This window comes from Plasticicumulans sp. (genome assembly GCF_035331805.1).
GTDB lineage: Bacteria > Pseudomonadota > Gammaproteobacteria > Competibacterales > Competibacteraceae > Plasticicumulans.
This window is the reverse complement of sequence record NZ_DAOLKE010000175.1, coordinates 1-7495: the sequence shown is the minus strand read 5'-3', so window position 1 is coordinate 7495 and position 7495 is coordinate 1. Positions and strand designations below refer to the sequence as shown.

11 protein-coding genes are annotated in these 7495 nt (G+C 68.1%); 7 read left to right on the top strand and 4 right to left on the bottom strand.

From position 1 onward, the window contains the following. Positions 1-41: 41 nt before the first annotated feature. The 4 genes from PKE44_RS12380 to PKE44_RS12365 all read right to left on the bottom strand — a co-directional run bounded on the left by PKE44_RS12380 (position 42) and on the right by PKE44_RS12365 (position 2371). The gene (locus PKE44_RS12380; protein WP_324551627.1) at positions 42-821 is read right to left on the bottom strand and encodes a TSUP family transporter; all 780 of its coding nucleotides are present in this window, start codon (positions 819-821) and stop codon (positions 42-44) included. Between the two features lie 122 nt (positions 822-943). After that, the gene (locus PKE44_RS12375; RefSeq protein ID WP_324551623.1) at positions 944-1498 is read right to left on the bottom strand and encodes a host-nuclease inhibitor Gam family protein; all 555 of its coding nucleotides are present in this window, start codon (positions 1496-1498) and stop codon (positions 944-946) included. A 127-nt stretch (positions 1499-1625) separates the two neighbouring features. Further along, entirely contained in the window at positions 1626-1859 is a 234-nt protein-coding gene (locus PKE44_RS12370) for a hypothetical protein (RefSeq protein ID WP_324551620.1), read from the bottom strand. A gap of 263 nt (positions 1860-2122) precedes the next feature. Further along, positions 2123-2371, bottom strand: coding sequence for a hypothetical protein (locus PKE44_RS12365; protein ID WP_324551618.1), 249 nt, complete (start codon positions 2369-2371; stop codon positions 2123-2125). 272 nt (positions 2372-2643) lie between these two features. Here PKE44_RS12365 and nifE point away from each other — a divergent pair, with 272 nt between their 5' ends. Genes nifE through PKE44_RS12330 form a run of 7 tightly spaced genes read left to right on the top strand, consistent with a single transcriptional unit; the run spans position 2644 to position 7378 of the window. Beyond that, positions 2644-4032 (top strand): nitrogenase iron-molybdenum cofactor biosynthesis protein NifE, encoded by a 1389-nt coding sequence (gene nifE / locus PKE44_RS12360; protein WP_324551616.1) that lies wholly within the window; start codon positions 2644-2646, stop codon positions 4030-4032. Positions 4033-4035: 3 nt separating this feature from the next. Next, complete coding sequence (gene nifN, locus PKE44_RS12355; protein ID WP_324551614.1) at positions 4036-5391, top strand: nitrogenase iron-molybdenum cofactor biosynthesis protein NifN; 1356 nt, start codon at positions 4036-4038, stop codon at positions 5389-5391. 43 nt (positions 5392-5434) lie between these two features. After that, complete coding sequence (nifX, locus tag PKE44_RS12350; protein WP_324551611.1) at positions 5435-5836, top strand: nitrogen fixation protein NifX; 402 nt, start codon at positions 5435-5437, stop codon at positions 5834-5836. Positions 5837-5872: 36 nt separating this feature from the next. Beyond that, a complete protein-coding gene (locus PKE44_RS12345; protein ID WP_324551625.1) occupies positions 5873-6304 on the top strand; it encodes a NifX-associated nitrogen fixation protein in 432 nt (143 codons plus the stop codon). A gap of 39 nt (positions 6305-6343) precedes the next feature. Continuing rightward, the gene (locus PKE44_RS12340; protein WP_324551609.1) at positions 6344-6550 is read left to right on the top strand and encodes a CCE_0567 family metalloprotein; all 207 of its coding nucleotides are present in this window, start codon (positions 6344-6346) and stop codon (positions 6548-6550) included. Then, the gene (fdxB, locus tag PKE44_RS12335) at positions 6547-6831 is read left to right on the top strand and encodes a ferredoxin III, nif-specific (RefSeq protein ID WP_324551607.1); all 285 of its coding nucleotides are present in this window, start codon (positions 6547-6549) and stop codon (positions 6829-6831) included. The genes PKE44_RS12340 and fdxB overlap by 4 nt, the downstream gene beginning before the upstream one ends. Further along, complete coding sequence (locus tag PKE44_RS12330; protein WP_324551604.1) at positions 6815-7378, top strand: nitrogen fixation protein NifQ; 564 nt, start codon at positions 6815-6817, stop codon at positions 7376-7378. The genes fdxB and PKE44_RS12330 overlap by 17 nt, the downstream gene beginning before the upstream one ends. The last annotated feature ends 117 nt before the right edge of the window (positions 7379-7495 follow it).

Sequence of the window (7495 nt, the reverse complement as noted above, 5' to 3'; positions counted from 1 at the left end):
AATGCGGCACTCCCGCTCCGGGGCGGCAGGGCCACACGTGCTCAGTGCGCGAACTGCACCCACAGCAGCCGGATCGTCATCGCGACGACGACGGCGATGAACATCGGGCGGATCAGCGGGCTGCCGTAGCGGATCGCGCTGTGCGCGCCGAGCCAGGCGCCGAGCATCAGCGCCGGGCCCATCGCCAGCCCGAGCGCCCAGTCGATGTTGCCGAGCAGCGCAAACATCAGCAGCGCCGCGGCGTTGCTCAGGAAGTTCATGAAGCGCGCCAGCCCGGCGCCGCGCACCAGGTCCTGGCGGAAGTACTTCACCGCCACCGCCATCCAGAACGCGCCGGTGCCGGGGCCGATGAAGCCGTCGTAGAAGCCGATGCCGAGGCCCGCCGTCCACTGCGAGCGCCCGGAGGCGCGAAAGGCCGGGTCCGGTTCCCCGCGCCGCAGGCTGCGTCGCGGCCAGACCAGATACAGCGCCGCGCCGAGCACCGACAGCGGCAGCAGTGTCTTCAGCACGTCGGCGCTGAAGGCGCGCGTCAGCAGCGCGCCGAAGCCGGCGCCGATCAGCGTCGCGAGCGCCGCGGCACGCCAGTCTGCGGGCCGGAACAGGCCCTTGCGCACGAAGGCGAAGGAGGCGGTCGAGCTGCCGAAGGTCGCGCTGAGCTTGTTGGTGCCGAGCGCCAGATGCGGCGGGATGCCGGCCGACAGCAGCGCCGGCACGGTCAGCAGGCCGCCGCCGCCGGCGATGGCATCGACAAAGCCGGCCGTGAACGACACGACGGCGAACATCAGCAGCAGCGACGGATCGGCCGAGAAGAGATCCAAGATGACGAATACCGGGCAGCGGGAGAGGGCGCGCGCCGGACGGGAAGCCGGCGGCTGCGGGCCGGCTTTATAACGCTTCGGGGAGGCCGCTGCCGAAGCCCGGTGCCGGCCGCGGCCGGCCGGGTTTACGCGGACTCGTCGAGCGGGGTCGCGTAGGGCTTGATGACGAAGGCCTCGTGCTGCACGACCTCGATGCCGGGCACGTCGGCGACCGCTTCGGGCTCGTGCAGCACGGCTTCCCTGTTCAGGCTCTCGCGCACGCGCACGAAGCGCTGCAGGCCGCGCCGCTGCAGTTCTTCGAGCACCGCGGCCTCGCCCTCGACCTCGACGGCCGGCGGGCTCAGGCGCCAGCCGATGTCGCCGCTCGCGAGCTTCGCGCTGCGCGTCCTGCCGTGGCGGGTCAGCAGTGCGCGGTTGGCATCGGCCCAGACCTCGACGGCGTGGCTCAGGCCGTCGATCGCGGCGGTGTGCGGCGCGGCCTCGGCCTCGTGGCGGGCGCGCACGGCGGCGAGTTCCTCGTTCATCGCCGCTTCGAGGCGCTGGCGCTCGCGCTGGTGGCGACCGATCGCGGCGATGGCCTCGATGGCTTCCTCGCGCGTCTGCGGTACCGGCCACTGCCGGCGGGCTTCGAGGCGCACGCCGTTGCGGCGGGCGGTGACGGGGGGTTTCGGGTGTCCCATGACGGCTGACCTCGCGGGGCTGCGGCAACTGCCGGGGATGCAGGGGCACCGGGTCGCCGGTGCCTGCATGCCTGGGGTTGCGAGCCGTGGCGCGGCGGAATGTTCCGCGCACGCGGGCGGGGGGAGGTCAGTAGTCCTGGCTCAGCAGGTGGCGCAGGAAGCAGTCGATGCAGTCGGGGCCGCGCTGGCAGTGCACCGGCCCGTCCTCCATGCAGCCCCACAGTGCGCGGTAGCGCGTGATGATCGCGACGCGCTCGCTGGCCGGCAGACCGAGCCGGCGCGCTTCGGTCAGCTCTTCGAGCATCTGGCCGTAGGGGCCTTGCGGCAGGCGCGAGGGATGACACTGGTAAACGTAAGTCATGGACTGTCAAGGCCGACTCGGTCGAAGGACAGGCTGCCGATGCTGACGGCCCCGACGGTTGCCGACGATACGGCAGATGCAGTAGGCGCAGGACCCTGCGTATTGCCGGCTTGACAGGGACGGCGCGCATTCCCGTCCGGCCGCGCCGGAGCGTCAATCAGGATTGACGTACACGGCGTGTCGCCATCGTCAGAAGCGGTTTCTTCGTGCGCCGCTGAGAAAATTTCAGGTGATCCGCCAAGCAGGGCACGCGCACGGCACTGTCAGCGCGGTTTCGTCGCGGGCGCCGGTGGCTGGGCGGCCGGAGGCGCGATGACGGTGCGGGTCGGTTCGCGGTTCGCGTGGGCGTGCTCATCGCCGCGGGAATCGCCTGCGGCTTCCTCGGCACTGATCTGCACCGGATGCAGTTCCGGGTAATGCCAGCGCCCGGTGATGTCCTGCTTCAGATAGGCACCGCCTGCGAACGCGGTGTGTGCTGCCAGCAGCATCAGACTCCCCGTCAGTCTGCGCATGTGGGTTTCCTCGTCTGGACCGTACCGGCCTATCGGCAGCCGGAGCCGCGACTGTAGCCGGATTCGCCATGGTCGTCGTCGCGACGTAGGAATTGCGACAAAACCTACGCGGCCACCGGGAGATCGTCCGGAGTCCGTCCATTGGCCCGGCAAGGGCAAATCTGGTTCAAGTGGCTGTATCGGCAGGTAAATCCGGCAGGATCACGGGCTGGCATCGATCCTGCTCTGTCCACGCAAACGGTAACCCGCCGTTGCGAACGGGACAGACGCCGATGAGCACGCTGACGCAGAAGGTCCAGGATGTCTTCAATGAGCCCGGCTGCGACCACAATCAGAGCAAGAGTGCGAAGGAGCGCAAGAAGGGCTGCACCAAGCAGCTGACGCCCGGTGCCGCGGCGGGTGGCTGTGCCTTCGACGGCGCGAAGATCGCGCTGCAGCCGATCACCGACGTTGCGCACATCGTGCATGGCCCGATCGCCTGCGAGGGTAATTCCTGGGACAACCGCCATGCGGCGTCCTCGGGGCCGACGCTGTATCGCACCGGCTTCACGACCGACATCAACGAACTCGACGTGATCTACGGCGGCGAGAAGCGGCTGTTCAAGGCGATCCGCGAAGCGATCGAAAAATACGACCCGCCGGCGGTGTTCGTGTACCAGACCTGCGTGACCGCGATGATCGGCGACGACATCGAGGCGGTGTGCAGGGCGGCGCGCGAGAAGTTCGGCAAGCCGGTGATTCCGGTGAATGCGCCCGGTTTCGTCGGTGCCAAGAATCTCGGCAACAAGCTCGCCGGCGAGGCGCTGCTCGAACACGTGATCGGCACCGAGGAGCCCGATTACGTGACGCCGTACGACATCAACATCATCGGCGAATACAACCTGGTCGGCGAACTCTGGCAGGTCCGGCCGCTGCTCGACAAACTCGGCATCCGCATCCTTTCGTGCATTTCCGGCGATGCGAAATACCGCGAGGTCGCCTACAGCCACCGCGCGAAGGCCGCGATGATGGTCTGCTCGAAAGCGATGATCAACGTCGCGCGCAAGATGGAGGAGCGCTACGACATCCCGTTCTTCGAGGGCTCGTTCTACGGCGTTTCCGATACCTCGGAGTCGCTGCGCAACATCGCGAAACTGCTGGTCGAGCGCGGCGCCGACGCCGGGCTGATCGAGCGCACCGAAGCCCTGATCGCCGAGGAGGAAGCGCGCGTCTGGCAGCAGCTGGCGCCGTTCAAGCCGCGTTTCGAAGGCAAGCGCGTGCTGCTGATGACCGGCGGCGTCAAGAGCTGGTCGGTGGTGGCGGCGCTGCAGGAGGCCGGGCTCGAGATCGCCGGCACCTCGGTGAAGAAATCGACGAAAGAGGACAAGGACCGCATCAAGGAAATCATGGGCACGGATGCGCACATGTTCGAGGAAATGCCGCCGCGCGAGATGTACAAGATCCTGCGCGACGCCAAGGCCGACATCATGCTGTCCGGCGGCCGTTCGCAGTTCGTGGCGCTGAAGGCCAAGACGCCGTGGCTCGACATCAATCAGGAACGCCATTACGCGTATGCCGGTTACGTCGGCATCATTGAACTGGTGCGTGAAATCGACAAGGCACTGTTCAATCCGGTCTGGGAACAGGTGCGCCGCCCGGCGCCGTGGGAAAAGGAGGTCTGAATCATGGCCAAGATCATCCACGGCAAGAAGGCCTGCGCGGTCAATCCGCTGAAGATGAGCCAGCCGCTCGGGGCCTCGGCGGCGTTTCTCGGCATCGACGGCTGCATGCCGGTCATGCACGGCTCGCAGGGTTGCACCTCGTTCGGGCTGGTGCTGCTGGTGCGCCATTTCCGCGAGACCATCCCGCTGCAGACCACGGCGATGACCGAGGTCGCGACCGTGCTCGGCGGCCTCGAAAACCTCGAAGCCGCGATCCTGAACATCCACAAGCGGGCGAGCCCGCGCATCATCGGCATCTGCTCGACCGGCGTCACCGAGACCAAGGGCGATGATGTCGACGGCTTCCTGAAGAACTTCCGCGCGAAGCACCCCGAGCTCGACGGGCTGGCGCTGGTGTACGTGTCGACGCCGGATTTCAGCGGCGCCTTCCAGGACGGCTGGGCGAAGTGCGTGTCGGCGATGATCCGCACGCTGACCCGGCCCGCTGCCGAGCGGGTCGAAAAGCGCATCAACGTGCTCGCCGGGGCGCACCTCACCGTCGCCGACATCGAGGAGATCCGCGAGACGATCGAGGCCTTCGGGCTCGAAGCGGTGATGCTGCCGGATCTCTCCGGCTCGCTCGACGGCCACATCCCCGAGACCTTCCTGCCGCATACGCTCGGCGGCACGCCGGTCGAGGCGATCGAGAACCTCGGCTCCGCGGCGTTCACGATCGCGATCGGCGCGCAGATGGCCGAGTCGGCGGCGCTGCTCGGCACGAAGACCGGCGTGCCGTACACGGTGTTCGATCGCCTGACCGGGCTCGATGCCAGCGACCGCTTCATGACCTGCCTGAGCGAACTCTCCGGCCGGCCGGTGCCGGACAAGTACCGCCGCCAGCGCAGCCAGCTCTGCGACGCGATGCTCGATGGTCACTTCTTCTTCGGCAACAAGCGCACCGTCATCGGCGCCGAGCCGGACCTGCTGTGGGCGCTCGGCAACTTCCTGACCGAGATGGGCTGCCAGCTGGTCGGCGCGGTGACGACGACCGACAGCGCGCAGCTCGCCGAACTGCCCTGTGACGAGGTGCTGATCGGCGACCTCGAAGACCTGGAAACCCTGGCCCGCGAGCGCCATGCCGAGCTGATGGTCACGCACTCGCACGGCCGTCAGGCCGCCGAGCGCCTCGGCATCGCCTTCCACCGTGCCGGCCTGCCGCTGTTCGACCGCATCGGCGCTGCGCACAAGCTCAGCGTCGGCTACCGCGGCACGCGCGATCTGGTGTTCGAGGTCGGCAACCTGCTGATCAGTCACATGCCCCATCACCACCCGGACGACTGGGTCAACCCGGAGGCCGGCCATGTCCACCACGCGTCGTAGCCTCGGCATCGTCCGCACCACGCCGCCGCTCGGAGGCCATGTCATGAAAGTCGGGTTCACCACGCAGGACCTCAAGCGCGTCGATGCCCACTTCGGCTGGGCGAAGAACCTCGCGATCTACGAGGTCTCGACCGAGGGCTACCAGTTCCTCGAAGCCATCCAGTTCGGCGGCAAGCTCGAAGAGGACGGCGACGAGGACAAGCTGACGCCGAAGGTCGAGGCCGTGAAGGACTGCGCGATCCTCTACGTCGCCGCGATCGGCGGCTCGGCCGCCGCGCGCGTGGTTGCCGCCAGGGTGCATCCGATCAAGGTCGCCGATGCCCCGGCCATCACCGATCTGCTCGACAAGCTGCGCGAGGTGCTCCAGGGCGTGCCGCCGCCGTGGCTGCGCAAGGCCCTGCAGAAGGGCCAGGAACGCTCATTCGATTTCGCTGAGGAGACCTGAACCGTGAGCACCGAAGAAACCACCGCCGTGAATCCGATGGAAACCCTGTTCGTGCGCGAGCTCGTGAAGCTGCTGCGCGCGCAGGACACCTACGGCACCTGGGAAGGCAAGGCCGACGAGGCCCTGCTCGGACCCTACGTGCTCGACGCCGAGGCGCGCCGCGCGATCCCGATCATCGGCGATCCGGACCCGGAGACGCTGTGGCGCCTGGAGATCTTCCACGACGCGATGGGGCTGGCGATCGCCCGCGAAACCGGCGTGATGGTCTCGGCGATGATGAAGATGAGCCACGAGGGCTTCGGCCGCGTCGTGCTGATCGCCGGCCGGCTGGTGGTGCTGAACCGCCACCTGCGCGACGTGCACCGCTTCGGCTTCCCGTCGCTCGAGAAGCTCGCCGCCGAAGGCATGAAGCACGTCGGCGCCGCCGTCGAGATGATCCGCAAGTACCCGGAAGTCGCGAACACCTGACGCGGAACAGCCCCTGCACGCCCCGACGAGGACCCCGAGATGGAAACCGCCGAAGAACTCAAGGCGCTGGTCAAGACCCTGAACGGCCGCGCCACGAAGCTGAAGATGGACCTGCATGATCTTTCCGAAGACCTTCCGACCGGCTGGGAGAAGATTCCGGAAGTCGCCCAGGCCGCCTTCGATGCCTACCGCGAGCTGACCGATGCCCGCGCCCGCCTCGCCGCTGCCAAGGAGACTTCCGCATGAGCGCCCCCCTGACCACCCGCGACGGCCGTGACTGGCAGCCGCAGTACGTTGCCTCGATCGACCAGGAGACCTGCATCGGCTGCGGCCGCTGCTACAAGGTCTGCTCGCGCAACGTGCTGGCCCTGATGGGTCTGAACGAGGACGACGAATGGGTCGATCCGCAGGACGACGAGGCCGAGCGCAAGGTCATGACCATTGCCGACGCCGGTGACTGCATCGGTTGCCAGGCCTGCTCGAAGGTCTGCCCGAAGGGCTGCTACACCCATGCCGTCGCTGCCTGAAGGCATCGTCGCCGGCCACGCCGCGCGCCTGCTTGCGCGCGCGGCGACGCCCGAGCGCTTCGACGCGCGGCTGTTCGCACGCCTGCTCGGGGCGCGGATCGCGGCCGGCAACATCGAGGCGCTCGGCCTCAATTCCGTCGCGCTCGCGCGCCTCTACGGCCACTGGTTCCCGAACGCGGCCGCTCCGCGCGTGACGCAGCCGGCTCCGGTGCCGGCGCATCGCCTCGACGAGGTCGATGACGTGCGCGTGCTGCTGCTCGAACACCGCAGCCGCCAGACCGAAGAGGAAATCTGGCTCGCCGACATCCTCGCGCACGCCTGCCTCGGCCAGAACCATCTGTGGGAAGACCTCGGCCTGGCTGACCGCGCGCAGCTCTCGGAGCTGCTGAAGCGTCACTTCGCGCCGCTGGCCGCGAAGAACACCGGCGGCATGCGCTGGAAGAAGTTCTTCTACAAGCAGCTCTGCGAGCGCGAGGGGCTGAACCTCTGCCGCGCCCCGAGCTGTGCGGTCTGCGCCGAACACCCGGTCTGCTTCGGACCGGAGTGAGGTCACCGTGTCCGCCGCGCTCCCGACCCCGATCCTGCCGGCAGCGCGGCTCACGCTCGATTTCGACGTTCGCCTGCAGGCGCGGCGGCGCGAATTCCTGCTGAACGTGCGCTTCGA

Bases quoted from the DNA above. Each gene is read 5' to 3' on its own strand.
- nifX (WP_324551611.1), top strand. From the start codon at position 5,435: ATGAAAGTCGGGTTCACCACGCAGGACCTCAAGCGCGTCGATGCCCAC.
- nifN (WP_324551614.1), top strand. From the start codon at position 4,036: ATGGCCAAGATCATCCACGGCAAGAAGGCCTGCGCGGTCAATCCGCTG.
- PKE44_RS12345 (WP_324551625.1), top strand. From the start codon at position 5,873: ATGGAAACCCTGTTCGTGCGCGAGCTCGTGAAGCTGCTGCGCGCGCAG.
- PKE44_RS12370 (WP_324551620.1), bottom strand. From the start codon at position 1,859: ATGACTTACGTTTACCAGTGTCATCCCTCGCGCCTGCCGCAAGGCCCC.
- fdxB (WP_324551607.1), top strand. From the start codon at position 6,547: ATGAGCGCCCCCCTGACCACCCGCGACGGCCGTGACTGGCAGCCGCAG.
- PKE44_RS12340 (WP_324551609.1), top strand. From the start codon at position 6,344: ATGGAAACCGCCGAAGAACTCAAGGCGCTGGTCAAGACCCTGAACGGC.
- nifE (WP_324551616.1), top strand. From the start codon at position 2,644: ATGAGCACGCTGACGCAGAAGGTCCAGGATGTCTTCAATGAGCCCGGC.
- PKE44_RS12365 (WP_324551618.1), bottom strand. From the start codon at position 2,371: ATGCGCAGACTGACGGGGAGTCTGATGCTGCTGGCAGCACACACCGCG.
- PKE44_RS12375 (WP_324551623.1), bottom strand. From the start codon at position 1,498: ATGGGACACCCGAAACCCCCCGTCACCGCCCGCCGCAACGGCGTGCGC.
- PKE44_RS12330 (WP_324551604.1), top strand. From the start codon at position 6,815: ATGCCGTCGCTGCCTGAAGGCATCGTCGCCGGCCACGCCGCGCGCCTG.